27 protein-coding genes are annotated in these 25,933 nt (G+C 45.1%); 21 read left to right on the top strand and 6 right to left on the bottom strand.

Features of this window, described 5'->3' with window-relative positions; translation table 11 throughout:
- Positions 1-8 precede the first annotated feature (8 nt).
- The 3 genes from ACTNBF_RS13605 to ACTNBF_RS13595 are packed head-to-tail and all read right to left on the bottom strand — an operon-like array spanning position 9 to position 3,329.
- Positions 9-1,064 carry a D-alanine--D-alanine ligase family protein gene (locus ACTNBF_RS13605; RefSeq protein WP_441089453.1) on the bottom strand — a complete coding sequence of 352 codons (1,056 nt, stop codon included), beginning with the start codon at positions 1,062-1,064 and terminating at the stop codon, positions 9-11.
- 45 nt (positions 1,065-1,109) lie between these two features.
- Entirely contained in the window at positions 1,110-2,564 is a 1,455-nt protein-coding gene (locus ACTNBF_RS13600) for a nicotinate phosphoribosyltransferase (protein WP_427807647.1), read from the bottom strand.
- A gap of 30 nt (positions 2,565-2,594) precedes the next feature.
- A complete protein-coding gene (locus ACTNBF_RS13595; protein WP_427807645.1) occupies positions 2,595-3,329 on the bottom strand; it encodes a lysophospholipid acyltransferase family protein in 735 nt (244 codons plus the stop codon).
- Positions 3,330-3,496: 167 nt separating this feature from the next.
- Between ACTNBF_RS13595 and ACTNBF_RS13590 the strand changes: the two genes are divergently transcribed.
- From ACTNBF_RS13590 to ACTNBF_RS13535, 12 genes are all read left to right on the top strand, one after another.
- A complete protein-coding gene (locus ACTNBF_RS13590; protein ID WP_427807643.1) occupies positions 3,497-3,961 on the top strand; it encodes a protease complex subunit PrcB family protein in 465 nt (154 codons plus the stop codon).
- Between the two features lie 3 nt (positions 3,962-3,964).
- A complete protein-coding gene (locus ACTNBF_RS13585) occupies positions 3,965-5,524 on the top strand; it encodes a DUF3794 and LysM peptidoglycan-binding domain-containing protein (RefSeq protein ID WP_441026807.1) in 1,560 nt (519 codons plus the stop codon).
- A gap of 35 nt (positions 5,525-5,559) precedes the next feature.
- Positions 5,560-6,435: a 4-(cytidine 5'-diphospho)-2-C-methyl-D-erythritol kinase gene (gene ispE / locus ACTNBF_RS13580; protein ID WP_441018134.1), complete on the top strand. Its 876-nt coding sequence runs from the start codon at positions 5,560-5,562 to the stop codon at positions 6,433-6,435.
- Between the two features lie 2 nt (positions 6,436-6,437).
- The gene (locus ACTNBF_RS13575; protein ID WP_427819585.1) at positions 6,438-7,109 is read left to right on the top strand and encodes a GntR family transcriptional regulator; all 672 of its coding nucleotides are present in this window, start codon (positions 6,438-6,440) and stop codon (positions 7,107-7,109) included.
- Positions 7,110-7,203: 94 nt separating this feature from the next.
- Positions 7,204-7,884, top strand: coding sequence for a stage II sporulation protein R (gene spoIIR, locus ACTNBF_RS13570; RefSeq protein ID WP_427819586.1), 681 nt, complete (start codon positions 7,204-7,206; stop codon positions 7,882-7,884).
- A 149-nt stretch (positions 7,885-8,033) separates the two neighbouring features.
- Positions 8,034-9,209: a cation diffusion facilitator family transporter gene (locus tag ACTNBF_RS13565; RefSeq protein WP_427807633.1), complete on the top strand. Its 1,176-nt coding sequence runs from the start codon at positions 8,034-8,036 to the stop codon at positions 9,207-9,209.
- Positions 9,210-9,234: 25 nt separating this feature from the next.
- Entirely contained in the window at positions 9,235-9,936 is a 702-nt protein-coding gene (locus ACTNBF_RS13560) for an acyl-[acyl-carrier-protein] thioesterase (protein ID WP_427807631.1), read from the top strand.
- Positions 9,937-10,033: 97 nt separating this feature from the next.
- Positions 10,034-10,855, top strand: coding sequence for a CvfB family protein (locus ACTNBF_RS13555; RefSeq protein ID WP_441026810.1), 822 nt, complete (start codon positions 10,034-10,036; stop codon positions 10,853-10,855).
- Positions 10,856-10,998: 143 nt separating this feature from the next.
- Complete coding sequence (locus ACTNBF_RS13550; RefSeq protein WP_427807627.1) at positions 10,999-11,232, top strand: polya polymerase; 234 nt, start codon at positions 10,999-11,001, stop codon at positions 11,230-11,232.
- Between the two features lie 164 nt (positions 11,233-11,396).
- Positions 11,397-14,873 carry a DNA polymerase III subunit alpha gene (locus tag ACTNBF_RS13545; RefSeq protein ID WP_441026812.1) on the top strand — a complete coding sequence of 1,159 codons (3,477 nt, stop codon included), beginning with the start codon at positions 11,397-11,399 and terminating at the stop codon, positions 14,871-14,873.
- Between the two features lie 84 nt (positions 14,874-14,957).
- Positions 14,958-15,935, top strand: coding sequence for a 6-phosphofructokinase (gene pfkA / locus ACTNBF_RS13540; RefSeq protein WP_427819589.1), 978 nt, complete (start codon positions 14,958-14,960; stop codon positions 15,933-15,935).
- Positions 15,936-15,957: 22 nt separating this feature from the next.
- Positions 15,958-16,458: a DUF1934 domain-containing protein gene (locus tag ACTNBF_RS13535; RefSeq protein ID WP_427819590.1), complete on the top strand. Its 501-nt coding sequence runs from the start codon at positions 15,958-15,960 to the stop codon at positions 16,456-16,458.
- Positions 16,459-16,484: 26 nt separating this feature from the next.
- On the opposite strand, the gene ACTNBF_RS13530 is transcribed toward ACTNBF_RS13535, so the two are convergent.
- Positions 16,485-16,937, bottom strand: coding sequence for a hypothetical protein (locus tag ACTNBF_RS13530; RefSeq protein ID WP_427819591.1), 453 nt, complete (start codon positions 16,935-16,937; stop codon positions 16,485-16,487).
- A gap of 248 nt (positions 16,938-17,185) precedes the next feature.
- On the opposite strand from ACTNBF_RS13530, the gene tig reads away from it, so the two are divergent.
- The 5 genes from tig to ACTNBF_RS13505 all read left to right on the top strand — a co-directional run bounded on the left by tig (position 17,186) and on the right by ACTNBF_RS13505 (position 21,886).
- On the top strand, positions 17,186-18,256 hold the full coding sequence (gene tig / locus ACTNBF_RS13525) for a trigger factor (protein ID WP_441089452.1): 1,071 nt from the start codon (positions 17,186-17,188) through the stop codon (positions 18,254-18,256).
- A 27-nt stretch (positions 18,257-18,283) separates the two neighbouring features.
- On the top strand, positions 18,284-18,934 hold the full coding sequence (locus ACTNBF_RS13520; protein WP_427819593.1) for an HAD family hydrolase: 651 nt from the start codon (positions 18,284-18,286) through the stop codon (positions 18,932-18,934).
- Positions 18,935-19,005: 71 nt separating this feature from the next.
- Positions 19,006-19,782 (top strand): HD domain-containing protein, encoded by a 777-nt coding sequence (locus ACTNBF_RS13515; RefSeq protein ID WP_441089451.1) that lies wholly within the window; start codon positions 19,006-19,008, stop codon positions 19,780-19,782.
- 22 nt (positions 19,783-19,804) lie between these two features.
- Complete coding sequence (locus tag ACTNBF_RS13510; RefSeq protein WP_441089450.1) at positions 19,805-20,896, top strand: M42 family metallopeptidase; 1,092 nt, start codon at positions 19,805-19,807, stop codon at positions 20,894-20,896.
- Positions 20,897-21,358: 462 nt separating this feature from the next.
- The gene (locus tag ACTNBF_RS13505; protein ID WP_427819596.1) at positions 21,359-21,886 is read left to right on the top strand and encodes an alpha/beta hydrolase fold domain-containing protein; all 528 of its coding nucleotides are present in this window, start codon (positions 21,359-21,361) and stop codon (positions 21,884-21,886) included.
- A gap of 129 nt (positions 21,887-22,015) precedes the next feature.
- On the opposite strand, the gene ACTNBF_RS13500 is transcribed toward ACTNBF_RS13505, so the two are convergent.
- Both ACTNBF_RS13500 and ACTNBF_RS13495 read right to left on the bottom strand, forming a co-directional pair.
- Complete coding sequence (locus tag ACTNBF_RS13500; RefSeq protein WP_441089457.1) at positions 22,016-22,885, bottom strand: hypothetical protein; 870 nt, start codon at positions 22,883-22,885, stop codon at positions 22,016-22,018.
- A gap of 395 nt (positions 22,886-23,280) precedes the next feature.
- The gene (locus tag ACTNBF_RS13495; RefSeq protein ID WP_427819597.1) at positions 23,281-24,000 is read right to left on the bottom strand and encodes a gamma-glutamyl-gamma-aminobutyrate hydrolase family protein; all 720 of its coding nucleotides are present in this window, start codon (positions 23,998-24,000) and stop codon (positions 23,281-23,283) included.
- A gap of 104 nt (positions 24,001-24,104) precedes the next feature.
- Between ACTNBF_RS13495 and ACTNBF_RS13490 the strand changes: the two genes are divergently transcribed.
- The 4 genes from ACTNBF_RS13490 to ACTNBF_RS13475 all read left to right on the top strand — a co-directional run bounded on the left by ACTNBF_RS13490 (position 24,105) and on the right by ACTNBF_RS13475 (position 25,828).
- Entirely contained in the window at positions 24,105-24,245 is a 141-nt protein-coding gene (locus ACTNBF_RS13490) for a hypothetical protein (protein ID WP_427807607.1), read from the top strand.
- A gap of 60 nt (positions 24,246-24,305) precedes the next feature.
- On the top strand, positions 24,306-25,154 hold the full coding sequence (locus ACTNBF_RS13485) for a patatin-like phospholipase family protein (RefSeq protein ID WP_427807606.1): 849 nt from the start codon (positions 24,306-24,308) through the stop codon (positions 25,152-25,154).
- Positions 25,155-25,184: 30 nt separating this feature from the next.
- Positions 25,185-25,508: a helix-turn-helix domain-containing protein gene (locus ACTNBF_RS13480; protein WP_427819598.1), complete on the top strand. Its 324-nt coding sequence runs from the start codon at positions 25,185-25,187 to the stop codon at positions 25,506-25,508.
- A 128-nt stretch (positions 25,509-25,636) separates the two neighbouring features.
- A complete protein-coding gene (locus ACTNBF_RS13475) occupies positions 25,637-25,828 on the top strand; it encodes a helix-turn-helix domain-containing protein (protein ID WP_441089449.1) in 192 nt (63 codons plus the stop codon).
- Positions 25,829-25,933 lie beyond the last annotated feature (105 nt).

The following is a 25,933-nucleotide window of genomic DNA, read 5'->3' as shown; positions in this document are numbered from 1 at the left end:
CCTCTTTCTTAACGGTATCTTGCATCCAGAGATTTCTCAATGATCAATTCGCACAGCTCACCGTAGCTGATTCCAACAGCAGCGGCTTCTTTCGGGAGAAGGCTGGCAGAGGTCATGCCCGGCAGTGTGTTGACTTCCAGACAGTAGATATTTCCGTCTTCGTCCAGAAGAAAATCAGCACGGGAATAAACGTTCAGTTTGAGAGCACGGAATGCCCGCTCGGTCGCCTTCATCATTTTAGCAGCAACCTCGTCCGGAATATTGGCAGGACAAATCTCTTCAGAACCGCCGGCCTGGTATTTATTTGCGTAATCAAAGAACCCGCTTTTCGGAATGATCTCGATGACCGGAAGTGCCTTACCGTCAATGATTCCACAGGCAAATTCGCGGCCGCGGATATATTTCTCAATAATAACACAGGTCTCGTTCTGGAAGGATTTTTCAATGGCATCTCGATATTCCTCTTCCGTATGGCAAATGTAAACACCGATACTGGAACCGCCGGAACATGGTTTTACAACAACCGGAAGAGAGAGCCCGAATTCGGATAACGGTTTATCTTTGGATTTCTTATACAGCCAGGTCCCTTCCGGAGTCGGGATGTGGTTCAGTTGGAAGATCTGTTTGGTCACACTCTTGTCCATGGCGAGTGCATTTCCAAGAGAGTCAGGACCGGTGTAACGGATGCCCAGAATATCAAAAGCTGCCTGAAGACGGCCATCCTCGCCCACACCGCCGTGAAGTCCGAGGAAGGAGATGTCTGCCATACGGCAGAGTTCAATGACATTCGGTCCAAGGAAACAGTTGGATTTATCTTCACGGGAAGCTTTGACCGCTTCAATGTCAGGCTCCGTCGTGCTGATATTTTCGGCGATGCCCAGGTTTCCGTCCGGAAGATCGAAAACGTCTTCCAGATTCTCAGGTGCATCAGGAAGTCCCAGAAAGACATCCAGAAGGATTGCTTTGTGCCCGCGTTCGCGCAGGGTGCGGCAAATGCCGGCGCCGGAACATAAGGAAACGTCACGTTCGGTGCTGAGCCCTCCGGCTAAAACGATAATTTTCATGATATAGTCACTCCTTTGAACAGTCAGTAATTTCTTTTAAGTTGGTTAGTCAGTCACACTCATTTTGTCAAGCAGTTCTTTCTTGACTGCATACAGCCGGTCTGACAAATCCACATAAACATTGTGTGGATAGAAGAGACGTTTTGTCTCATCCCAGAGGGTGTCTTTCTCCTTGCGACAGTATGCGGCAATTTCTTTGACACTCGGAGAATCGTAGACGCATGCTCCGTTGATGAAAATAGGAACCATCATTTCACGAACCGTATAGGTGCCGCCTTTGAGCTTTGTCTTTTTCCAGGTCTCGACAGGGTCGAAAAGGAGAAGATCCTTGGAAGTATCGATGGTCTCATCGGCAAAACAGATCAGGTCAGCTTTGATCTTGCCGTTTTCTTTCTCATAAATACGGAAAATCGTTTTATTTCCCGGGTTGGTAATTTTCTCGGTATTTTCAGAAAGCTTGATCTTCGGTATAAATTCACCGTCCTTATTCTGAATGGCGGCAAGCTTGTATACGCCACCGAAGGACGGGCAGTCTTTGGAGGTGATCAGATTGGTTCCGACACCCCAAGAATCGATGGCCGCACCCTGAATCTTGAGATCGTGGATCAGATATTCATCCAGATCGTTGGATGCACAGATCGTTGCTTCGGGATGACCGGCTTCATCTAACATTTTACGTGCCTTTTTGGAGAGGTATGCCAGGTCTCCGCTGTCCAGTCGGATTCCGATCTTCATCGGGCTTACTCCGGCGGCTTTCATTTCATCAAATACACGGATCGCATTCGGGACACCGGATTTCAGGGTGTCGTAGGTATCTACCAGAAGTGTGCAGCAGTTCGGATACATTTCCGCATAAGTTTTAAATGCAGTATATTCATCCGGAAAGCTCATGATCCAGCTGTGCGCATGCGTGCCCATAACAGGCACATCAAACATCTGACCGGTGAGAACGTTGGAAGTTCCGACACAGCCCGCGATCATCGCCGCACGTGCACCGTAGATTCCTGCATCCGGCCCCTGGGCACGGCGAAGCCCGAATTCCATGACACCGCCGTCTCCGGCAGCAAATACAATACGGGAGGTTTTCGTTGCAATCAGGGACTGATGGTTAATGATGTTCAGGATCGCAGTTTCCACAAGCTGAGCTTCCATGATCGGAGCGATTACCTTGAGAAGCGGCTCCTTCGGGAAGATTACGCTGCCTTCCGGAATCGCATAAATGCTTCCGGTAAAATGATAACCGCTTAAATACTGCAGAAAGTCTTCTGAGAAAATCCCCAGTTTGCGAAGATAATCCACATCGTCATAACTGAAGTTCAGATTCTTAATATACTCAATGACCTGTTCCAGCCCGGCTGCGATCGAATAGCCGGAATTACAGGGATTGTTGCGAAAAAAAACATCGAAGACAACGACTTCGTTCTCCTGTCTTTCAAAATAGCCCTGCATCATGGTCAGTTCATACAGGTCGGTCAATAGTGTCAGGTTTCTACTGTTCATATCCATTACCTCTTTTCCTTGTCTTTGGAGTTAGACTAATTTGGCATTTCGGTTGATTGTTTCCTGAATGATGTTCTGACAATATTTACCGAGATGCTTTTTTGTATCCTTATCCAGTTCATTTGGATAAATGGGTTTCCCGTATTCCAGAACAACATGTGTTTTTTTAATACGGGGAAAATGATTTTCAAAAATTTCAGCGGTGTTGTTCATGCTTATCGGAACAATGGCACAGCCTGTCTTTTCAGCAATTTTGAAGGAACCGTCATGGAAAGGAAGCATACTTAATTCTTCCCCTTTATTACGAGTACCTTCCGGGAAAATGCAGATTGAAATTCCTTTTTTGACATAGTCGATTGCCTGAAGGATCGTTTTGAGCCCTTCTTTTATATTATCTCTGTCAAGGAACAGGCAGTAGAGATACCGCATCCATGTGGAAAGAAGCGGAATATTCTCCATTTCTTTTTTGGCAACATAGCCGGTCAGACGGCGACAGCGCGAATAAGTCAGAAGAATATCAAAAAAGCTTCTGTGATTTCCGATAAAAAGTACCGGTTCGTCAGGAACGTTTTCTTCGCCGATGACTGTGACTTTAACGCCTGTCATCTTTAAAATGACTTTGAATCCCCACTGGACGATGCGCAGTGAGCTGAGATCGCGTGCTTCCCGGTTAAATTTTCCGATGATCCATTCAATCAGAAAAACGGGAATGGATAAGATTAAATAAAGAATCAAAAAAATTGCTACGCACAAGAAACGTATCATTTGTGGAATCCTCTCTTTCTGGGATGGATGATGGTGGCTGCCAAGGTCCTGCAGTATCATGCAAGCATGACCAAAGTGCTTGGGGTTCCGGGCTACCACGGATTGATCCTGCAACCTAGTATCTTTACATTATACTATCCGAGGAATGAAAATACAAGAAAGATAATATGATATTAGGGAGATTGGAAATTGAACGTGGGAGTCGAGTTGTGGCGGGCAGGGTTGGTGTGATGGTATGTTTGTTAATGCTTGGTCTGTGTGCGGGATGTTCGATTGAGAGAAAAGAGAGGGAAGGAATGGAGAAATTGGAATTTGCCATTGTGGAAGAGGATGACATACCGGATGAAATGAAGGCATTGATTGAAGCAAAAAAAGAGGAACCGTTCCGACTGACCTGGGGCGATGGCGAGTACCTTTATATAGGACAGGGATACGGAGAGAAAACAACCGGGGGGTATCAGATTCTGGTTGATAGATGTCAGGAGACGGAAAATGCTATTTATATTCATACGACACTGCAGGGACCGGCGCAAGGCGAGAAAGTCAGTGAAAAGCCTTCTTTTCCATATGTGGTGATTCAAGTGGACTGGGAGGAGAAACATGTTGTATTTCAGGAAAACAAGGAGGAATAGGATATGGAATTAATTAAGAAGCGAATAAGGACAAATATTTTGGGCAAAACAGTGGTGGATCAATTTACAATCGATGATGATTTTAACGTACCGGATAGTAAAAATGATGTCGGAAGAGTGATCTACGGAGAAGGAAGACTGAAGATAGAAGAGGTCAGAAAAGTAGAAAATTATCTGCGTGTTGCGGGAAAATTATATTTCCGTGTACTTTACGCGGCAGATACGGGAGAGATGCAGCTGTCTTCTCTGGAAGGGAGAATCCCGTTTGAGGAAATGATTTATATGGAAGAAGAAGGGCAGGGGGACTATATCGTTCAGCCTTCCAGAGTTGAGTTTATGGCATCGGTGATCCATTCACGGAAGTTGTCAGTCAAGGCTGTAGCGGAGCTTTCGGTACATACAGAGTGTGTGACGGATGAAGAGACGACGATCGATGTGGAAGAAGAAGGAAACTTATATAAGAAAATGCGTCCGCTGGAATTGCTCCAGCTGCATACCAGTAAGAGGGATGTCTACCGCATCAAAGAGGAAATCACCATTCCCGGAACGAAAGAGAATATCGGTACGTTGCTGTGGACGGACACCGCACTGAGAAAACTGGATACGAAATTATCTCAGGATGCGCTGATTCTTGACGGGGATCTGCAGATTTTCTGCTTTTATGAATCTCAGGAAGGCAAGCTGGACTGGGTGGAGCAGACGGTATCATTTGAGGGCAGAGTGGAATGCATGGGGGCAGATGAAAGCCTCTATCATCATGTATATGCCGATCTTTCAGATGTGGGTGTGGAAATGCGGATGGACGAAGATGGAGAGATGCGTGCACTTGGAATTGAGGCCGCGCTGGAGCTTCGGATCTTGATTTATGAGGAAGAAAAAACGGCGATACTGGAAGACGTATACTCTTTAGAACAGGAATGCATTCCGGAACGCAGAGAGACTGTTTATGAGGAACTGATCCTGCAAAATCAGTCCAGGTGCAAGATCAATGAACGCCTGAATCTGCCGGAACTGAAAGATGAAATTCTGCAGATCTGCCACAGCAGCGGAACGATGCAGGTAGAACACATGGAAGTGGTCCCGGACGGGGTACAGATTGAAGGAATCCTGCATGTAAATTTTCTTTATGTAAAAGCGAATGATCTGGTTCCGTTTGATATGTGGCAGGGAATGGTCCCGTTTTCCTATTTGCTTGAGGGTGGAAAAACATGCCCGGATCTGCGCTATGACATTACCTGCAGGATGGAGCAGCTTGCGATCGATCTTTCCGGAAATGACGAGGTGGAAATCAAGTCAGTCCTGAGCTTCAACAGTTTCCTTAGACGTCCGGTAAAAACGGATGTCATCACTGCACTTGCATTTCAGCCATTCGATGAAGTGCGTATGGGAAAACGTCCCGGAATCACAGGATATATTGTAAAAAAAGGTGATGATCTGTGGAGCCTTGCGAAGCGTTATTACACGACCAAAGAGGGGATTATGGAAATCAATGAAATGACCTCTGAAACACTAAAAGAAGGTCAAAAAATATTGATTTTTAAGGAAAATATGAGTATACTATAAGCATAATGTATACAAGATACAAAAGGAGAAATCTCATGGAGAAATTGGAACTGAAGGCACTGGGGAAGATTAATTTGGGACTGGATGTTCTGGGCAGGCGTGAGAACGGATATCATGACGTACGGATGATCATGCAGACATTGTATCTGTATGACAATGTGATTTTACAGAAGAAGCCGGAACCCGGGATTGAGATCGAGTCTAATTTGTTCTATCTCCCGACGGATGAAAATAACATTGCCTGGAAAGCGGCCCAGATGTTGATGGACGAATTCCAGCTTCCGGGAGGAATTAAGATCTCGCTGGAAAAACGTATCCCTGTAGCGGCCGGAATGGCAGGAGGGAGCTCAAATGCGGCGGCTGTGCTTTACGGAATGAACCGCATGTATCAACTGGGGCTTGATCAGAAGGCACTGATGGATCGGGGCGTAAAACTGGGGGCGGATGTGCCGTACTGTATCATGCGGGGAACGGTGCTTGCGGAGGGAATCGGAGAGAAGTTGACACCGCTTCCGCCTATGCCGAAATGCCAGATCCTCATAGCAAAACCACCGATCAGTGTTTCCACAAAAATGGTATACGAGAAGCTGGATTCCAGAGAAATCACAGTGCATCCGGATATCGATGGGATTCTGGATGGACTGGAGACGGGGAATCTCGAAACAATCGCAGCTTCAATGGGAAATGTTCTGGAGAATGTCACGATTGAAGAGTATCCGGTCATTGCACGCATCAAGAAGTGTATGCTGGCAAAAGGAGCTCTGGGGGCGATGATGAGTGGCAGCGGACCGACAGTCTTCGGAATCTTCAAGGATAGGAAAACGGCAAAAGCGGCATATAACCATTTGAAAAAGCAGGGATTGGCGCGTCAGGCATATGTCGTTAATGTACACAATGTCAGGAGGAGCTAAATATGGATGCGAATTTAAGGCTGGATATGGATGAATATCTGCCACTCAGAGATGTGGTATTTAATACACTCCGCAGAGCAATCCTGCGTGGTGAATTGAAGCCGGGGGAACGTCTGATGGAAATTCAGCTTGCCAATAAGCTTGGAGTGAGCCGGACCCCGATCAGGGAGGCCATTCGGAAGCTAGAACTGGAAGGACTTGTACTAATGATCCCGAGAAAGGGAGCTGAAGTGGCCGAGATCACCAGAAAGAATATGATGGATGTTCTGGAAGTAAGAAAGGCGCTGGAAGAGCTGGCGGCTGAGCTGGCATGTGAAAGGATCGGCAAGGAACAGATCGCTGAGATGCGAGTGGCTGCGAAAGAATTTGAGCGTACATTGAAAACTGGTGATGTGACACAGATTGCCGAGGCGGATGAAAAGTTTCATGATATCCTGTATATCGCAACGAATAATCAGAGACTGATTCTTTTGCTGAACAATCTCAGAGAACAAATGTATCGTCTGAGAGTGGAACATTTGAAATTAAAAGAATGTTATCCGCAGCTTCTGGCAGAACATGATATAATTATTGATTGTGTGGAAAAGAGAAATAAAGAAGCAGCGAAAGATATCGTCAGAAGACATATTGATTATCAGGCAAAATCGGTAGGATATGTGCTGGAAGAAAAATAGTGAGGGCAGGTCTGAATAAGACCTGTCTTTTTTGTGTATACTCCGGATAGAAAATATCAGAAATGAAAGCTGTTTTATCGGGAGGTACATAACGATGGAAAGGAAAATCTATCTGCCGGAAGAATATAAGGTAGAACATACGGGATGGAAACATTGGCTTAAGGTGGGAGTGCGTCTGATGCTGGCGGCTCTTCTCGGGTTGCTATTGACCGGAAGCGTGATGCGGATCGGTCAGACTACTGACAAGGTACAGGAAGTGCAGAAAAGTCTGGCTGGGGAAGTGTTTCGCTTTCATGTACTTGCCAACAGTGACAGCCAGGAGGATCAGGAGCTGAAGCTGAAAGTTAAAAATTCCGTAATTGCGTATATGAAAAAAGAATTGCCGGATGCTAAAAATGCGAAGGAAACGAAAGTGTGGGCAGAAGAACATTTAGATGACATTGAAGAGGCTGCCAAACAGACTTTACTGGACGAGGGATATGCATACCCGGTCCGGGCAAGTGTAGGTTGGTACAGTTTCCCGGATAAAACATACGGAGATGTTACATTTCCTGCGGGAGAATATGAAGCATTGCGTATCGAAATAGGAGAGGCCAAAGGACAAAACTGGTGGTGTGCATTGTATCCGAATCTTTGTTTTGTAGACTGCGTGCATGCAATCGTTCCGGAAGAAGGAAAAAAAGAACTGGAATCAGTGCTTACAGAAGAAGAATATGAATTGATCACAGTCGGAACAGAATTCAAGATTAAATGGTTCTTCCTGGGAGAAAAATAAAAAGAATCCCGAAGAAAGTCATTTGCAATTTCAGGAAAAGGTGGTAAAATGTGTATACCTTTGGTCATTTATGATGAATAAGATAATAATGAAATAATGTGTCCGTCAGCCACCGGGTTGACGGTCCTTTTACGAAAGGGGAAAATATAATGACGGATTTGTTGGTGAAGATGTTTGTAAAGAACTATGAGGATACGGATAATATTTCTGTACGTACAGCTTACGGGGTGCTTGCCAGCGGTGTGGGTATTGCCTGTAATGTGCTGTTGTCCCTGGCAAAGATGATGGTTGGAATGCTCCTGCACAGTGTTTCTGTCATGGCGGATGCATTTAACAATCTTTCCGACGCGGGATCTTCGATCATCGGACTTGTCGGAGTGAAAATGGCAGAAAAGCCGGCAGACGAAGATCATCCATTTGGACATGGCAGAATCGAATATGTGGCGGCGTTAATCGTGGCCTTTCTTGTAATTGAAGTGGGATTTACTTTTTTTAAAGACTCGATCAGTAAAATCAGACATCCGGAGGAACTCCGTTTCCAGATGGTTTCTATCGTGATCCTTGGAATGTCCATTCTGGTTAAGCTCTGGCTTGGAATGTTCAATAAGAAGCTTGGCAAAAAAATCGATTCTCAGGTTATGATGGCAACGGCGGCGGACTCTCTTGGAGATGTCATTGCAACTGCGGCTACGGTAGTTTCCATCCTGTTTTGGAAAGTGACGGGGATCAACATTGACGGCTTTGTAGGTCTGGGCGTTTCCCTGGTAGTGATGTGGGCAGGAATCGGAATTGCGAGAGATACGCTGGAACCGCTGATCGGAGAGGCAACGACACCGGAAGATTATCGGAGAATCAAGAAATTTGTGGAAAAATATGACGGGATCATGGGGAGCCACGACTTGATCGTACATAATTACGGACCGGGAAGAAGCATGGCAAGTATTCATGCGGAGGTTCCAAATAATGTGTCGATTGAGGTTTCCCACGAGATCATTGACCGGATCGAAAGGGATGCGGCAAAGGAACTCGGCATTTTCCTTGTGATACATATGGATCCGTTGGAGACAGAAGATCAGACAGTACTGAAAGTCAGAAAGAAAACGGAGAAAGCAGTAGAAGAGTTAGACTCCCGCTGCAGTATTCATGATTTCCGAATGGTAAAAGGTGAGGATCAGATCAATCTTATTTTTGATCTGGTGGTCCCGAGAGAATATTCGGAAAAAAAGGGAGATGAACTGATGATACGTGTGATCGAGAGAATGCAGGAGATTGATAAGCGCTATCAATGCGTGATCACACTGGAAAATAGTTTTGTCGCAGAGTAGAAGAAAGTAAAAGAGGAGAATGTGAATGTATAGATTTGAAAGCAGAGTACGGTTCAGTGAGATCGATCATACAGAGATGATGACCCTTCCGGCGCTTGTCAATTATTTTCAGGACTGCAGTACGTTCCACTCCGAGTCTCTCGGACTAGGGATTGAAGCACTGAAGGAAAAAGGGAAAGCCTGGATCCTGTCATCCTGGCAGATCGTTGTGGAGCGTTATCCGAAAATGGGAGAAGAGATCCAGATCGAGACATGGCCTACGGGATTTGAGAAAATGTGCGGGACACGTAATTTCCGCATGCGTACCAAAGACGGCGAAGTGCTGGCATACGCCAACTCCATCTGGGTATATATGGATATCAGAAAAGGACGCCCTGCAAGGCCGGATGAACAGGAAATTGCTGCATATGGAGAGGAAGAACCTCTGAAAATGGAATACGCATCCCGGAAAATCGCGTTGCCCAAAGAGACCGTTCCAAAAGAAAGGTTTCCGGTACGGCGTTCCCAGATCGATACGAATGAGCATGTGAATAACTGTCAGTATATCCAGATGGCGTTGGAAGTCATGCCGGAGTGTGAGCGCGCATCACAGGTGCGGGTGGAATATAAGAGATCAGCGGTTATGGGGGATGTTATTTACCCGAGAACGGCTGTGGAAGCGCTGCGAAAAGTCATAGAACTCTGCGATGAAAACGGTGGAATTTTTGCGGTGGTGGAGTTTGAATAGGTAAGAAGTGCCTTGCCATTATAAAGAGAACAGTGTAATATAAAATTGAATCAAACCGGGCACAAAAGAAGCCTGTTTTGTGAAAGGATAAAGAAAAATGGAATTAGGAAAAAAGCAGGTATTAACCGTAGTAAAGCAGGTAGATTTTGGTGTATATCTCGGAAGTGAAAAAGAGAAGGTACTGCTTCCGAAGAAGCAGGTTCCGGACGGCATTGAACCGGGGGATCCGGTGGAGGTCTTTCTTTATAAAGATTCCTCGGACAGGCTGATTGCAACAACGAATGAGCCGAAGCTGATGCTGGGCGGACTGGCGGTGCTGAGTGTGCTGCAGGTAGGGAAATTCGGTGCGTTTCTGGATTGGGGACTGGAGAAAGATCTTTTCCTTCCGTTCCGGGAACAGACATTTAAAGTAAGGCCGGGGGATGAATGTCTGGTGTCACTTTATATTGACAAAAGTGAAAGACTTTGCGCGACGATGAAAGTATATGAGCATCTCAGAAAAGATTCATCCTATCAGAAGGATGACCGTGTGGAAGGAATCATCTATGAGAGCAGCGATAATTTCGGTATGTTCGTTGCTGTGGATGATCAGTTTTCCGCATTGATTCCAAAGCGGGAGGTAACTCCGGATCTGCGGCCCGGCATGCGCATCACTGCCAGAGTGACGGAAGTGAAGCCGGATGGGAAGCTGAACTTAAGTGTGCGGGAGAAGGCGTTTATCCAGATGGATAAAGATGCCCTGATGGTGCTTCAGAAAATCGAAGAATGCGGCGGAAAACTTCCATTTAATGACAAAGCGGATGCGGAGCGGATCAAGAAGGAATTCGGAATCAGCAAGAACGCATTCAAGCGGGCAGTGGGACATCTCTATAAAGAACGCAAGATTGAGATTCTTGCGGATAAGATTGTATTAAAGTAAAAACACACAAAAAATACCATGTGAAATTGTATATATTTCACAAAACGCTGAAAATAAAAAAAGCACTTGCAATTTGTTAAATTTTTGATTATATTGAACTTGTAAGGCGAAGAAATGGTGAAAAAGAAAAGGAGATGTGCAATATGAAGGTACAGAATATTACGAACATTGAAAAGTTTTTTAAGGTAGTTGACAGCTGTTCAGGAAAGGTAGAACTTGTTACAGGAGAAGGCGACAGACTGAATCTGAAATCAAAATTATCTCAGTATGTTTCCATGGCAAATATCTTCTCTAACGGAGAAATTCCGGAACTGGAAATCATCGCATATGAGAAAGAAGATATCGATAAACTGGTTTCGTTTATGATCAACGGCTAATAGATCATAGATTGAATCATATAAAAGTGATAAAAAGGCTGCTGTCCTGCATATTCTGCGGGGCGGCGGTTTTTTTATGTTTCCCAAAATGGATGTCTGTTTTGATTGTAATAAAATCCGGTATTGTTTATAATAGGGAAAGAAAGGAAAACAGGTGGTTCATTATGAATTTCGCGCATTTACATGTCCATACAGAATACAGTTTGCTGGACGGTTCCAATAAGATCAAAGAATATGTGAACAGAGTGAAAGAACTTGGTATGACAGCCGCCGCGATCACAGATCACGGCGTGATGTTCGGCGTCATTGAATTCTACCGTGCCGCGCGTGCTGCAGGGATTAATCCGGTGTTGGGATGCGAGGTCTATGTTGCTCCCGGTTCCCGCTTTGATAAAGAAGCGGTGGGGCGGGATGAAGACCGATACTATCATCTGGTGCTGCTTGCCGAAAATAATACGGGGTATTCTAATCTGATGAAGATCGTTTCACGCGGATTTACAGAGGGTTACTATTATAAGCCAAGGGTGGATTATGAGGTTCTGGAGCAGTATCACGAGGGAATCATCGCGCTCAGTGCATGCCTTGCGGGAGAGGTTCAGAAAAATCTGCTCCGAGGTCTTTATGATGAAGGACGAAAGGCAGCGCTTCGGTATGAGAAGATTTTCGGAAAGGGTAATTTCTTCCTGGAGCTTCAGGATCACGGCATCCCTGAGCAGTCGATCGTGAATCAGCAGCTTCTTGGCCTTGCCGAGGAGACCGGGATTGAGCTGGTGGCGACGAACGACGTGCATTATACTTATGCGGAGGATGAAAAGCCTCACGATATTCTCCTGTGTCTGCAGACGGGAAAGAAGCTTGCCGACGAAGACCGGATGCGCTATGAAGGCGGTCAGTACTATGTGAAATCGAAAGAGGAAATGGCATCTCTCTTTCCCTATGCACTTCAGGCGCTGGAAAATACACAGAAGATTGCAGACCGGTGCCATGTGGATATTGAATTCGGCGTGACGAAGCTTCCGAAGTTCGATGTGCCGGATGGATTCACTTCCTGGGAATATCTGAACAAATTATGTTTTGACGGATTGGAAAAACGGTATGGCAATCCGGGACAGGAACTGGTGGACCGTCTGAACTATGAACTTGGCGTCATCAAAAATATGGGATATGTTGATTATTTCCTGATCGTCTGGGACTTCATTCATTTTGCGCGGGAAAACGGAATCATGGTGGGGCCGGGACGTGGATCGGCGGCCGGAAGTATTGTGGCGTATACTCTGGGAATCACGAATATCGATCCCATCCGGTATCAGCTTCTTTTTGAGCGTTTCCTGAATCCGGAACGTGTGTCCATGCCGGATATTGACGTGGATTTCTGTTTCGAGAGAAGACAGGAGGTCATCGATTATGTCGTTCGCAAATACGGAAAAGATCAGGTTGCGCAGATCGTTACCTTCGGTACGTTGCAGGCCCGGGGCGTGATCCGGGATGTAGGACGGGTCATGGATCTTCCGTACGCGTTTGTGGATTCGATCTCCAAGATGGTCCCAAAGGAACTGAATATTACGCTGGATAAGGCGCTGAAAATGAATCCGGAACTGAAAAAACTATACGACGAGAATCCACAGGTGAAGGAACTGATTGATATGTCAAAGCGCCTGGAAGGTCTGCCGAGACATACATCCATGCACGCAGCGGGCGTTGTGATCTGTCAGAAAAACGTAGACGAATTCGTGCCCCTTGCGCTGGGGGCGGACAATACCGTGATCACGCAGTTTACCATGACGACGCTGGAGGAACTGGGACTTCTGAAAATGGATTTCCTGGGACTGCGAACACTGACTGTAATTCAGGATGCGATCAACCTGGTGGAGGAGAGCACCGGAGAGCGGATCATTCCGGAAGAGCTGGATTACAATGACCCGGCGGTGATGGAGCTTCTGGGAAGCGGCAAGACGGACGGAGTCTTCCAGCTGGAAAGTGCGGGGATGAAGAGCTTCATGAAGGAACTGAAGCCGCAGAGTCTGGAAGATATTATCGCGGGAATCTCTCTGTACCGCCCGGGGCCGATGGATTTCATTCCGCAATATATAAAAGGAAAGAATCACCCGGAACTTATCACCTATGACTGCCCGCAGCTGGAGCCGATCCTGGAACCTACATACGGCTGTATCGTTTATCAGGAACAGGTTATGCAGATCGTGCGGGATCTGGCCGGATATACGCTGGGGCGAAGTGACCTTCTGCGCCGTGCGATGAGTAAGAAAAAAGCGGATGTGATGCAGAGAGAGCGCCAGAATTTTGTCTACGGCAATCCGGAAGAGAACGTTCCGGGATGCGTGGCAAATGGAATTTCGGAGGAGATTGCAAATAAAATCTACAATGAGATGATCGATTTTGCAAAGTACGCATTTAACAAGTCGCATGCGGCGGCATATGCAGTTGTCGCATATCAGACGGCCTATTTGAAATATTATCATCCGGTGGAATACATGGCGGCTCTTATGACATCCGTTATCGATAATCCGGGAAAGGTGGCAGAATATATTTACAGCTGCAGGCAGATGGGAATTAAGATCCTGCCTCCGGATATTAATCGCGGAGTAGGTAATTTCTCAGTGGATAACGGAAACATTCGTTATGGTCTGGCTGCGATTAAAAGCATTGGGCGTCCGGTCATCGAATCTATTATCGAAGAGAGAAAACTGAGGGGAGAATTTAAAAATCTGAAAGACTTCATTGAACGGCTTTCCAACAAAGAAGTGAACAAACGAACCGTGGAGAATTTCATTAAGTCCGGTGCGTTTGACAGTCTGAAAGGAACCCGGAAGCAGCTCATGATGATCTATATCCGTGTTATGGATCAGGTGAATCAGGAGAAGAAATATTCTATGACCGGTCAGATGTCACTGTTCGATATTGTTGATGAAGAGCAGAAGAAAGAATTCGAGATAACTCTGCCGGATGTGGGAGAATATCAGAAGGAGACGCTTCTCGCTTTTGAAAAAGAAGTTCTGGGCGTATACCTGAGCGGACATCCACTGGAGGAATACGAAGAAAAATGGAGAAACAATATTTCGGCTACCACACAGGATTTTCAGCTGGATGAGGAGACCGGCGTGACAAAGGTGCGTGACGGTGCGAAAGAGATTATCGGAGGAATGATCACTTCGAAAACGATCAAATACACAAAAAAGAACCAGACCATGGCATTTATCACCATAGAGGATCTGATGGGAACCGTGGAGGTCGTGATTTTCCCGAGAGATTACGAGAAAAATCAGCAGTATCTCCAGGAGGACAGCAAAGTCTTTGTGAAGGGAAGAGTTTCCGAGGAGGACGATAATGCCAGCAAACTGATCTGTGAGGAAATCATCCCATTTGAGAGAACAAGGAAAGAACTCTGGCTTCAATATGAGAATAAGGCGGCATATCTTGCTGATGAAAAGCATTTGTTCGCGATGATAGCGGACAGCGAGGGGGATGATGCGGTGGTCATTTACTGCAAAGCGGAACGTGCCGTAAAGCGTCTTCCGAAGAACAGGAATATTAAAATAGAGCCGGGAATCTTGAGCAGGTTGACGAATTATTTTGGAGAATCTTGTGCAAAAGTAGTGGAAAAACCCATTGAAAAGATGTATTAAATAGAGTACAATGTAGCTTGAGAATGTGAATTATTTGGCATACTTTAAAATCCTACAACAGAAGGAGACGGAGGAAAACATATCATGGCAGAAAAAATTATCAGAACAATCGGAGTGTTGACCAGCGGTGGAGATGCACCGGGAATGAATGCGGCGATCCGTGCGGTAGTAAGGACAGCTTTAGGAAAAGGCCTCAAGGTACGCGGAATCAGAAGAGGATATTCAGGACTTCTCAACGAAGAGATTATTGATTTAAGTGCCAGAGATGTATCGGATACGATCCAGAGAGGTGGAACGATTCTTCAGACAGCACGCTGCGAAGAGATGCGTACCATTGAGGGACAGCAGAAGGCAGCAGCGATCTGCAAGAAGTACGGAATCGACGGTCTGGTAGTTATTGGAGGAGACGGTTCTTTCAAAGGGGCCCAGAAGCTTTCTGATTATGGTGTAAATACGATCGGACTTCCGGGAACGATCGACCTTGACATTGCCTGTACAGAATACACGATTGGATTTGATACTGCTGTTAATACAGCTATGGAAGCAATCGATAAGGTACGTGATACATCTACATCTCATGAAAGATGCAGTATCATTGAGGTTATGGGACGTGACGCCGGATACCTTGCATTATGGTGCGGAATTGCCAATGGTGCAGAGAGAATTCTTCTTCCGGAGGAACACGATTACAACGAAGAGAAGATCGTGGCAGATATCAAGGAAAACAGAAAGCGCGGTAAGAAGCATTATATCATTATCAATGCCGAAGGTATCGGAGATTCTATGAATATGGCTAAGAGAATTGAAGAGGAGACAGGTATGGAGACCCGTGCAACGATTCTCGGACACATGCAGCGTGGAGGAAGCCCGACAGCAAAAGACAGAGTATATGCTTCCATCATGGGCGCGATGGCCGTAGATCTTCTTCTGGAAGGCAAAACCAACCGAGTAGTAGGATATAAACATGGCGAGTACATTGATTTCGATATTAATGAAGCACTGGCAATGCAGAAAGGAATTCCGCAGTACCAGTACGATATCGCACAGCAGCTCGCATTATAAATAGAGTGATTGGAAAGATTGTATGACGCAAGAGGTTTTATTGACGATTTCCGGGCTCCATCAGATGGAGTTCATGGAAAACGGGGATGAAGAGAATGAACCGATCGAAGTGATTACTCCGGCGAGTTATTATTTAAAGAACGACAGGCACTATGTCATATATGATGAAGTGGTTGAAGGACTCCCGGGAGTAATCAAGAACAAGGTTAAGATTACCGGAGATGATACGCTCGAGATTATGAAGAGCGGCCTTACCAATGCACATATGGTGTTTGAGAAGAATAAGTCGAACTTGACTTATTATGACACGCCGTATGGGCAGATTCAGGTAGGAATTCATACCCGTGATATGGATGTCAACGTGACGGAAGATCTGATTCAGGTGGAAGTGGAATATGGTCTGGACATCAATCATGAGGCTATGGCCGACTGCCGGATATCCATGAATATCCGACCGAAAGAAGCGGCGGACAGTGTGCTGAAAGAAAAGAATAGATCATCAAAAGAATGGCGCCAATGCTAGTGCATTGACGCCATTTTTCTGTGCTATTATTTTTGTGTCTCGTCTTTCTTGAAACGTGCAAAGAAACCTTTCTTTTTCTTTGGTGCTTCAAGTGGTCCGCGCAGTCCTCTTACGGCTGTTATGTAAATGCCGCTTACGGTTGCTTTTACCTCTTTCTTGACCGGAATGAGGTCATAGATCGCAGCGTCACACATCAGGTTCATAATCTTCGGTCCGACTTTGGCTTTAACAACCGGAACTTTGGAACGACGAAGATATTTCGGTGTGCTTTCCATTACAACTGCAGGAAAACCGGCATCTTTAAGGCGCATCTTACCTTTATCGATAATCAGCATAGTCACCTGTTGTGCGGCAGCATCCATGATCTCCTGCTGCTCTGCCTGTTTCTTTTCCGCTTTCTTGCCCAGGAAATATAAGGCAACTACAACAATGATTAAAATTACCAGAACTACCAGTAAAACGATTGTCACTTTGCTCATGATCCCGTCCTCCTAATACATATTATCCATATGACATTGTAACATTATTTGTCGGGGGGTGCAAGCTGTTTCGTGATTCGCAAAAATACAGTTATTAAATTAGCATGAAATCCCTTTCCATTTTAAAAAATTTGTCATATAATCAAAATGTGTGTGTCTGCAAAAAAAAGTGTGTCGATATGTGGAACAACGATGATTTGGGTCTCATTTCGAACAGATACAAATAAGAAGATTATGAGGTGTAAAATATGAAAAAGAAATTTTCCTCGCTGGTTGCAGGACTGTGTGTATCGGCTGTGATCCTTGGCGGATGCTCCGGCAAAATTTCCAATGATTATGTAACGATCAGCCAGTATAAAGGGCTGGAGGTTGAGAAGCAGGAAGCGGAAGAAGTAACGGATGAAGATGTGGAAAGCTATGTTCAGAGTATGTGTGAAGCAAATTCTACATCCACAGAAGTAACAGACCGTGCAGCGCTGGACGGAGATACTGTTACGATTGATTATGAAGGCAAGATGGATGGAGTGCCGTTTGATGGAGGTTCGGCAGTGGATGCTCCTCTGACGTTAGGATCCAACAGTTTTATAGATGGTTTTGAAGAAGGAATTGTGGGACATGGGATCGGCGAGACATTTGATCTGAATCTGACATTCCCGGACCCATACCCGAATAACCCGGATTTTTCAGGAAAGCCGGTTGTCTTTACTGTTACGGTAAAAGGAATCACTGAAGTTCATGTGCCGGAGCTGACGGATGAGCTTGTGAAGACGTTTTCTGATACCGCTTCAACCGTTGAAGAATATAAACAGGAAGTGCGTGAGTTTCTGGAAGAAAATAACGAATCGTCAGCCAGAAACATGCTGAAGAGCAGTGCGTGGGATGCGCTGATGGAGAATGCACAGGTGACAAAATATCCGAAGGAAGAACTTCAGGAAATGATGGATACCATTCAGGGCCAGATGGAACAGAATGCGGCTTATTATGGTGTGGAATTCGAAGAGTACAGAGATACGTATCTGGAAATGGATGAAGAAACCTATCAGACAGAGCTGACAAAAGCAGCGAAGGAACGCCTGAAAGAGCTGATGGTGATGGATCTGGTGATTGAAAAAGCAAAGATCGATGTTTCGGATGAAGCGCTCGATAAGAAATACGAAGAATATGCCCAGCAGACCGGTTACGGAAGCGTTGAGGAGCTGAAATCCGTTATGGAATCTTACGGAAGTCTGGAAGATTTAGAGCAGATGGCAAAGATGGATCTTGTGCAGGACTATCTCGCAGATAATTGTAAACAGGTTGAGAAGAAGGACGAGAATTAGCGCTCACAAGAAGAAAGAGGACAATTCATGATAAAAGCAGTGTTATTCGATATGGATGGGATTTTGATCGATACGGAGAAATACCTGACGGTCTACAAGCAGAAGGCAATGCGCGAAGCCGGATACAGGATGTCTCTGGAGGACGCGTATCTGTTTCGGAGTCTGGATGCAAAATTTGCCAGAGTGAAAGCAAAGGAAATGTACGGGGCGGATTTTGATTATGACGGGATCCGGGGACGCAGGCAGCAGCTTATGGCAAAACATATTGAGAAATATGGACTTGAGACGAAGCCGTTTGTGAGAGAGACGCTCACAGAACTGAGAAGACGAGGTTTTCAGACTGCGGTCGTGACTGCGACAGAGGAGACGCGGGCAGTGCGCTATCTGAAGATGGTCGGATTTGCGGATCTTTTTGATGAAATTATCAGCGCCTCCATGGTGGAAAATGGGAAACCCTGTCCGGATGTATATCTTCATGCCTGCGAGAAGATCAGAAAGAAACCGGAGGAATGTCTTGCGGCAGAGGATTCACCGAATGGTGTCCGTGCTGCATGGAGTGCCGGCTGCCATGTCGTGATGGTGCCGGATCTCACCGGACCGACGAAAGAGACTGCAGAAATGGCGGATTATGTGGTAAAGAATCTGGGAGAGATTCCGGAACTTCTGATGTTAAAATAAAAGGAAAGAGTAAAATGCAGGAACAGCATCCGATGTATGCCGGAAGCCTCCTGCATTTTTGAGGTGATGAGATGGATTTTGAAAGAGCAAAACAGAAATTCGAGGAGTATCTGGACGGTTATGACCGTGCGGACGATAAGATCAATCTGAAAATCATACATACGTATCAGGTGGTAGAATGCAGTGGTGAAATCGCGCGAAGAATGAAGTTGTCCGAAGAGGATACAGATCTTGCGAAAATGATAGGATTACTTCATGACATCGGGCGTTTTGAACAGTTAAAACGTTTCAATAGTTTTGATCCGGGGATGATGAACCATGCAAAATACGGAGCTGAGATTTTGTTCCGGCAGGGAATGATCCGGGAATTTCTTGAAGAAGACACTTGGGATGACATCATTTACACGGCGATCGACCGGCACAGTGATTTTCAGTTGGAAGGAATAGAAGATGAGCGGACACTCATGCACGCTAAAATAATCCGTGATGCAGACAAACTGGATAACTGCCGTGTGAAGCTGGAAGAAAAACTGGAAACACTTCTGGAGAAACCGCTTGATGTGCCGGGGCAGGATGTGATCAGTGACGAAGTCTGGAGATCCTGCCAGGAACAGAAATCCATTCTTTCAGAAAGTCGAAAAACATCCATGGACTACTGGGTGTCTTATGTAGCGTATTTTTATGATATCAATTATAAGGAAACGATGGAAATCATTCTGGAGAACGATTATATTTCACGGATCATACACCGGATCACATATAAGAATCCGGAAACCCGTGCTAAAATGGAAATGCTGGAACAGCAGATTCTGGAATATGCCCGTCGGATGACGGATGATCATATATAAAATATTACGAGGTGAAGGGAAAATGGAAAGAGAAAAGAACGAGAACACCATACGCATGATTCAGGAGCTGACGGATGCGGCGGGGGCATCCGGATTTGAGGATGAGGTGATCCTGACTGCAAAAAAATACGGAGAAGAATTCGCACAGACTGAGGAAGACTGTCTGAGAAATCTCTATTTGTATCGTAGAAAAAATACAGGAAATAAGCCGGTTATGATGTTGGATGCCCACAGTGATGAAGTGGGCTTGATGGTTCATTCCATCAAGCCGAATGGAACACTGCGCTTCGTGACCCTCGGAAGATGGACCGATCAGGCACTTCCAGCATCGAAGGTACTGGTACGCAATCGTTATGGGAAATATATACCGGGCATTGTGGCATCGAAACCACCACATTTTATGACCCCGGCGGAGCGTCAGGCAGGAGGAAGCACGGATATCCAGTCCCTGGTGATCGACGTGGGAGCTGTGAGCAAAGAGGATGCAGTGGAGAATTTCGGAATACGGATCGGCGAACCTGTAGTTCCGGATGTCTCATTTACTTATGATGAGCAGCATGATATTATGATGGGCAAAGGATTTGATTGCCGAATCGGATGTGCGGCGCTGATCGAGTCGATGCGAAGGCTTGCAGAAGAAGAACTGGCGGTGGATCTGGTCGGAGTCCTTTCTTCTCAGGAAGAAGTCGGAGAAAGAGGCGTAAGAGTTGCGGTGAACAAGGTTGCGCCGCAGATCGCACTTTGCTTTGAAGGCTGTCCGGCCGACGATACCTTTACAGAACCCTATGCGATTCAGACGGCGCTGAAGAAAGGCCCGATGCTCCGCTTTATGGACTGCTCGGTAATCTGCTCTCCGCGGTATCAGAGATATGTGCTGGATCTGGCAGAAGAAAAGCACCTGGCCGTTCAGGCTTCCGTACGGGAAGGAGGCGGAAACAACGGAGCGATCATCAACACCGCAATGGATGGAATCCCTGCAATCGTTGTGGGAGTTCCGGTGCGATACATTCATTCACCAAATGGAATTACGTCTTATTATGATTTTGAGGCGACGGTTCAGCTCGCGGTTGAAGTGGTGCGTTCTATGTCGGAAGAAGTGATTCGGTCATTTTAGTGGAACAGATGAAATGTCTTTTTAATAAGAGTTTTACAAAGAAAACCCTATAAAATGAGGAGTGCCGATGCCCAGCGAACTGAGCATCGGCGTTTATGAAAAAGAAAAAATTTATATGAAAAAGTTATTGCCTTTGTTTGATTATTAGTATACGGGAAAAATGTGATAAAACTGTGATAAGAATTTAAAAGAATTATGAATAGAACGTGAATAAGTGTTCATAAAAGGAGGAGAAATACGGACAGTGAAGGAAATACATATGATTTTGCATTTCGAATGAATTATAGTGGAGTCATTTGCGATGAGCGTGTCGGAAAATATCGAATAGGAACGAAGTAAGATGAAAAAATATTCAGAAGATTTGCTTCAGAAAATAAAAGAACGGATCAATCCTCTATTACATTCACGGAGGCGGTTTCTTTGGCGGTCATCCGGGCATCGTAGAAGAGTCCGTAAAAATGTTTGTGGCAAAGACGGATCTTTGTAGGCGGAGACAGCGCAGGCGGCAATCTGACACAGTATTGTACAACCAGAGACTGGGAAGATGGTGCGCATATGGTGAGAGGACAGATGCTTCTGTATCCGACGCTCAACATGGCAAAGGTGGAAGATGAATATTATCATCCGTCCATGGATCAGTTTGAGATGGCACCGAAACAGAAAAGAGGACTTACCAAAATGATCGGCATGTTCGGAGGAATGACGGACGGGCTGGAAGCCATACTCGGAACGGGCGATGTAAAGAATGATTATCTGAATCCATATACGAGAGATCCGAAGAAAAATCCACCGACATTTGTGACGGTCGGAGAACATGATTTCCTGAAGCTGGAGACACTTGGGTATGCGGTGAAGCTGCATAATGCCGGGGTGGATACTACGGCGGTATTGTATAAGGGATTTGGCCATGCATATTTTGATAACGCGGGAGTTTATCCTCAGTGTGAAGACTGTATCGATGAGATGGCCAGATTTATGCCGGAACATTAAAATCGGAATAATGATATGAAAAGCATATCAATTCATTCACTCGGAAGTTCCTCTAGAGATATACGGTTATCATAAATATTGCGAAAATATATGACGCGGAGAGGAGTTTTATCTTTCTCCGCGTCATTTTTAGCAATTCGTCTGTGAATACTCTTCGTAATAGCTTTTCGCCTCTTCGTTTGTCAGAGAAAAAAGCTTTTGTAATTTTAAGATGCTTTTTTCGGGGGGCATGCCTTCCTCAATATGATCGATGACGAATGCCCGTATGCCAGCTTCTCTCCCGATTTTCTCACCTTCTTCTCTGGCTTCTTCACGTTCTTGCCGTAGATGCCGTTCCTGATCATATTCATAAATACTCACACTCTTCGCCTCCGCTCTGTTTTTCTCCAGAAAATCTGAAAGAATTCCTTCTGCAATACACTCTGTAATTGCTCGTTCCATTGCATCTTCCAGATTCATTACTTTCGCGTACTGTCTTACTCTTGCTGTATATTCAGAATAATCTTTTAACGTTTTGCAAGAATTCATAAGTTCCTGATTATGGCCCGGATTGATGTTCAAAAGAAGAGCTTTCAATTCCAGTGCAGGATATAGTTCTTTATATTCCTCATTGTTCAGAAACGACTTCGGAGTTTTGAACAAGTCTGACAGTGGCAGCAGAACCCTGTCAGGCAATTGCTCTTCGCCATTGTAGAATATTACGAAAAATGGAACAGGAATCATAACTGCCTTATGTCCGTATAAATTTTCTTTCCTGGTAAGAACTGAATATAAGTCTGCTATATACATCAGATATCGAAGCGGAAGGTTCGGGCTATAAGTGGATTGGTGCTCATACAGTGACAATCTGGAATCAATGATAAATGAGATATCATTGTGCATTGCCATATAGATTGCATTTTCCAGTGTGTTAATTTCCAACAGTTCTGGGTCTGTGTAATTGGTCTTTCCAGTTGCATAATAAAGTCCAAGCAGTTCTTTCTTATCACTAAACAACATCTCGAAGATTCTGGCTTTATAGATGCGGTTTGCATGGGGCTGCACCTGCGCAGCTTCCGCAGGGACCGTTTCTGTCTGGAAGCTGTTTTGGAGCTCGTTTTTTCCTGTTTTGTTCATATAATAACCTCCTTTGAAATTGTGCAGGAGGCCAAAAAACAGAATACCGAAAGCCGTTTCCTTTGAAACCTCTCTGCTGTTGTATGGGAATAAAAGCATCGAGATTTCATGAATTAGAAAATTTCAAGAATGTTCAGATGCGATGATTACGCATAAAAGAATCTGATTTAATGCTTTGAAGAAATTGTATCACATAGAATTAGGAAATGCTATAGGAATTTTTAGGTTTATCTACTGATTAGATGTTTTCCAATTATGTTTCACACAGTAGCCAGCATTTACTGCGGGCTACGTGCCAATTGTAACGCCTTCCGGACAAAGCAGGAAAATAATTTCCTCATGGCCGAAGAATGGAAGAACATGGCTTCCGGATGCCACTGTACTCCTACGGCGAAGGGATGTCCAATAAGTTCTATAGCTTCTACCGTTCCGTCTGAGGTATGTGCGCAGGCAATCACATTTTCTCCGGTCAGATGTATGCTTTGATGATGAAAACTGTTGGTATAAAGAGAGTCTCCTGTGATCGTGTGCAGAAGACTTTCTTTTTCAATAAATACCTGATGACTGACATCACTTCTGTTCTGCGAGGTTTGCGTATGCAGAAATGGAGTTCCGGGCTGGAGTGAGAGATCCTGATATATGGTTCCTCCGGCAGCCAGATTTATAAGCTGCATACCACGACAGATACCTAATAGTGGTTTTCGTAATTTTAAAATTTCTTCTGTGAAATGAATTTGGAATACATCCAGTTCCAGGTTTGTTTCTCCGATACCCGGGAGAGGATTCTCGTCGAAAAGAAGTGGTGTGAAATCGCCGCCTCCTGGAAGAAGAAAACCGTCACAGAGTGAAAGAATACCGGTGACATCCCAGTCCGGCGGAAATGCGGGGATCAGTATGGGAAGTCCGCCTGAGAGCCGGATAGCAGTCACATAGCTGTCTGGTACAAAATGTTGTTTATCCTTCATTCCACATGTCAGAATTCCAATCACAGGATTCATTTCCAAAGACCTCCTTTTTGCTGTAGGCTGTTACAGAATATGTCTTTCACAGAGGAAATATGTGTGTCAGTCCGAAAAGATTTCACAGAAATTTTGTTTTTATTATGTTTTATAAATGTTATACTGTTCAAGTAGGACGGCGAGTCTTGTGTATTTCACTGGCAGTTAATCTGATTACGGATCGTTCGCTAGACCAGTATGACCCGGTTGAAGAAGTGGAGAATAGACAATTTATCTTGAAATAAGGAAGGGCAGAGGGGCTAAGAAATAGCTGCTCGGCTATAACGAAGGAGAAATGACAGAAAATGAACGCACTGATACTGGAAGGGGGAACCTTCCGACCTATATTTTCCTGCGGTGTCATGGATGCACTGTTGGATAACGATGTAAATTTTGATTATGTAATTGGAGTTTCGGCGGGGATCACCGATGGAGTTTCGTATGTTTCAAAGCAGAAAAAGAGAAACTATCATATTCTGATGAATCACCGACATGACAAACGGTATGTGGGGCTTCGGAATTACCTGACGGACAGAAGCCTGTTTGGCCTGAAGTATGCATATGAGACCATACCGAAAGAGATTTATCCGTTTGATTGGGAGACTTACCGGAACAATCCGACAGAAGTGCGTGTGGGCGTTACGAATGCCGAAACCGGGGAAGCGGAATATCTGGATGGAAAAGATCTGGAAGAGACCTGTGGCATGCTCAAGGCAACTTGCGCGATCCCGTTCGTGTTCCCGGCAATTGAACTGAATGGGAAGAAGTATTATGACGGCGGGATCTGTGATCCGATTCCGGTGCGCAAGGCGGAGGCGGACGGACATCCGAAGATGCTGATCGTTCTTACAAGGCCGAAAGGATATATAAAAACACTGTCAAAGGCGAATGTCGCGGCAGCGAAGGCGCTCCGCAAGAAGTTCCCTAAACTGGTGCGTCCGCTGATGACAAGGCACATGATGTATAATGAGACAGTTGCCTACTGCGAGAAGCTGGAGCGGGAAGGAAGAGCCGTGATCTTAAGGCCGACGAAAGAAGTACAGATTGATTCATTTGAAAAAGATCTGGAGAAAATCGACAGGATCTATCAGTATGGATACGATGAGACGGTGAAGAATCTAGAGAAGATAAAAGAAGTTTGCTTTGACATTTAAACGATAAGTTCAATGAAAAGAGGGACATATTTGTATTCATATCCAACAATAGATAAAGTAAAAACAGGAAGAAGAATCAAGGCTCTTATGAAAAAAAGAGGATTGAATGTGAAAAATGTTAAGGAATACCTTGGACTTGGCAGTGTGCAGAGTGTCTATCACTGGCTGGATGGCAGCAGTATGCCCACCATCGATAATCTTTATGCGCTGAGTGAACTACTGCAGGTGCCGATCGATGATATGCTGTGTGGGAATAGAGAGTTGAAGAGAAATGATGGGCAGAGGAATTTTGCTAAAAGAGTACAGTGTTATTATAAGAAGTTGGTGGAGAGGATTCAGGGCAGAATGGTTTAGCTGTATTTATACGGATTGAGGAACCACGCAAGTGACGAAAGCGCCGGAAATCGGCGATGCAAGAGTGGCTTACTTGATAAAACGGTACGCCAAAGGGTAAGATTGAAACGTAGAGAGGAGGAAGAACGATGGATTTCGGGAAACAGATCAGACAGATTCGGAAAGACGCCAAACTGACACAGGAGCAGATGGCGGCAAAGCTGAATGTATCCAGGAAGGCCGTCTCAAACTGGGAGAACAATAAGAATCTTCCCGATCTGGAAATGATCATTACGATTTCCAGAGTGTTTGGCCTTTCTCTGGATCAATTAATGGGGTAGTGTCAAGTAATCTATGAAAAACTGGGCCGAAAAAAACAGGCTCAAACGAACCTTGAAAATTGCAAATATATAAGACGGAAGGCCCTCCGGGGGCTCAGGGCGCTG

Origin of the sequence: Bariatricus sp. HCP28S3_A4, assembly GCF_052066395.1 — a bacterium.
Lineage (GTDB): Bacteria > Bacillota > Clostridia > Lachnospirales > Lachnospiraceae > Allocoprococcus.
Note: the sequence above shows the minus strand (reverse complement) of the source record. Positions and strands in the feature narration are given on the sequence as shown.

Excerpts from the sequence above, each read along its gene's own strand:
- ACTNBF_RS13555 (WP_441026810.1), top strand. The coding sequence starts at position 10,034 with ATGGAATTAGGAAAAAAGCAGGTATTAACCGTAGTAAAGCAGGTAGAT.
- ACTNBF_RS13510 (WP_441089450.1), top strand. The coding sequence starts at position 19,805 with ATGGAAAGAGAAAAGAACGAGAACACCATACGCATGATTCAGGAGCTG.
- ACTNBF_RS13600 (WP_427807647.1), bottom strand. The coding sequence starts at position 2,564 with ATGAACAGTAGAAACCTGACACTATTGACCGACCTGTATGAACTGACC.
- ACTNBF_RS13550 (WP_427807627.1), top strand. The coding sequence starts at position 10,999 with ATGAAGGTACAGAATATTACGAACATTGAAAAGTTTTTTAAGGTAGTT.
- ispE (WP_441018134.1), top strand. The coding sequence starts at position 5,560 with ATGGAGAAATTGGAACTGAAGGCACTGGGGAAGATTAATTTGGGACTG.
- ACTNBF_RS13500 (WP_441089457.1), bottom strand. The coding sequence starts at position 22,885 with ATGTTGTTTAGTGATAAGAAAGAACTGCTTGGACTTTATTATGCAACT.
- ACTNBF_RS13565 (WP_427807633.1), top strand. The coding sequence starts at position 8,034 with ATGACGGATTTGTTGGTGAAGATGTTTGTAAAGAACTATGAGGATACG.
- ACTNBF_RS13530 (WP_427819591.1), bottom strand. The coding sequence starts at position 16,937 with ATGAGCAAAGTGACAATCGTTTTACTGGTAGTTCTGGTAATTTTAATC.
- ACTNBF_RS13545 (WP_441026812.1), top strand. The coding sequence starts at position 11,397 with ATGAATTTCGCGCATTTACATGTCCATACAGAATACAGTTTGCTGGAC.
- ACTNBF_RS13560 (WP_427807631.1), top strand. The coding sequence starts at position 9,235 with ATGTATAGATTTGAAAGCAGAGTACGGTTCAGTGAGATCGATCATACA.
- ACTNBF_RS13585 (WP_441026807.1), top strand. The coding sequence starts at position 3,965 with ATGGAATTAATTAAGAAGCGAATAAGGACAAATATTTTGGGCAAAACA.
- spoIIR (WP_427819586.1), top strand. The coding sequence starts at position 7,204 with ATGGAAAGGAAAATCTATCTGCCGGAAGAATATAAGGTAGAACATACG.
- ACTNBF_RS13595 (WP_427807645.1), bottom strand. The coding sequence starts at position 3,329 with ATGATACGTTTCTTGTGCGTAGCAATTTTTTTGATTCTTTATTTAATC.
- tig (WP_441089452.1), top strand. The coding sequence starts at position 17,186 with ATGAAAAAGAAATTTTCCTCGCTGGTTGCAGGACTGTGTGTATCGGCT.
- ACTNBF_RS13535 (WP_427819590.1), top strand. The coding sequence starts at position 15,958 with ATGACGCAAGAGGTTTTATTGACGATTTCCGGGCTCCATCAGATGGAG.
- ACTNBF_RS13520 (WP_427819593.1), top strand. The coding sequence starts at position 18,284 with ATGATAAAAGCAGTGTTATTCGATATGGATGGGATTTTGATCGATACG.
- ACTNBF_RS13490 (WP_427807607.1), top strand. The coding sequence starts at position 24,105 with ATGTTTTATAAATGTTATACTGTTCAAGTAGGACGGCGAGTCTTGTGT.
- pfkA (WP_427819589.1), top strand. The coding sequence starts at position 14,958 with ATGGCAGAAAAAATTATCAGAACAATCGGAGTGTTGACCAGCGGTGGA.
- ACTNBF_RS13485 (WP_427807606.1), top strand. The coding sequence starts at position 24,306 with ATGAACGCACTGATACTGGAAGGGGGAACCTTCCGACCTATATTTTCC.
- ACTNBF_RS13495 (WP_427819597.1), bottom strand. The coding sequence starts at position 24,000 with ATGAATCCTGTGATTGGAATTCTGACATGTGGAATGAAGGATAAACAA.
- ACTNBF_RS13515 (WP_441089451.1), top strand. The coding sequence starts at position 19,006 with ATGGATTTTGAAAGAGCAAAACAGAAATTCGAGGAGTATCTGGACGGT.
- ACTNBF_RS13590 (WP_427807643.1), top strand. The coding sequence starts at position 3,497 with ATGATATTAGGGAGATTGGAAATTGAACGTGGGAGTCGAGTTGTGGCG.
- ACTNBF_RS13575 (WP_427819585.1), top strand. The coding sequence starts at position 6,438 with ATGGATGCGAATTTAAGGCTGGATATGGATGAATATCTGCCACTCAGA.
- ACTNBF_RS13605 (WP_441089453.1), bottom strand. The coding sequence starts at position 1,064 with ATGAAAATTATCGTTTTAGCCGGAGGGCTCAGCACCGAACGTGACGTT.
- ACTNBF_RS13475 (WP_441089449.1), top strand. The coding sequence starts at position 25,637 with ATGGATTTCGGGAAACAGATCAGACAGATTCGGAAAGACGCCAAACTG.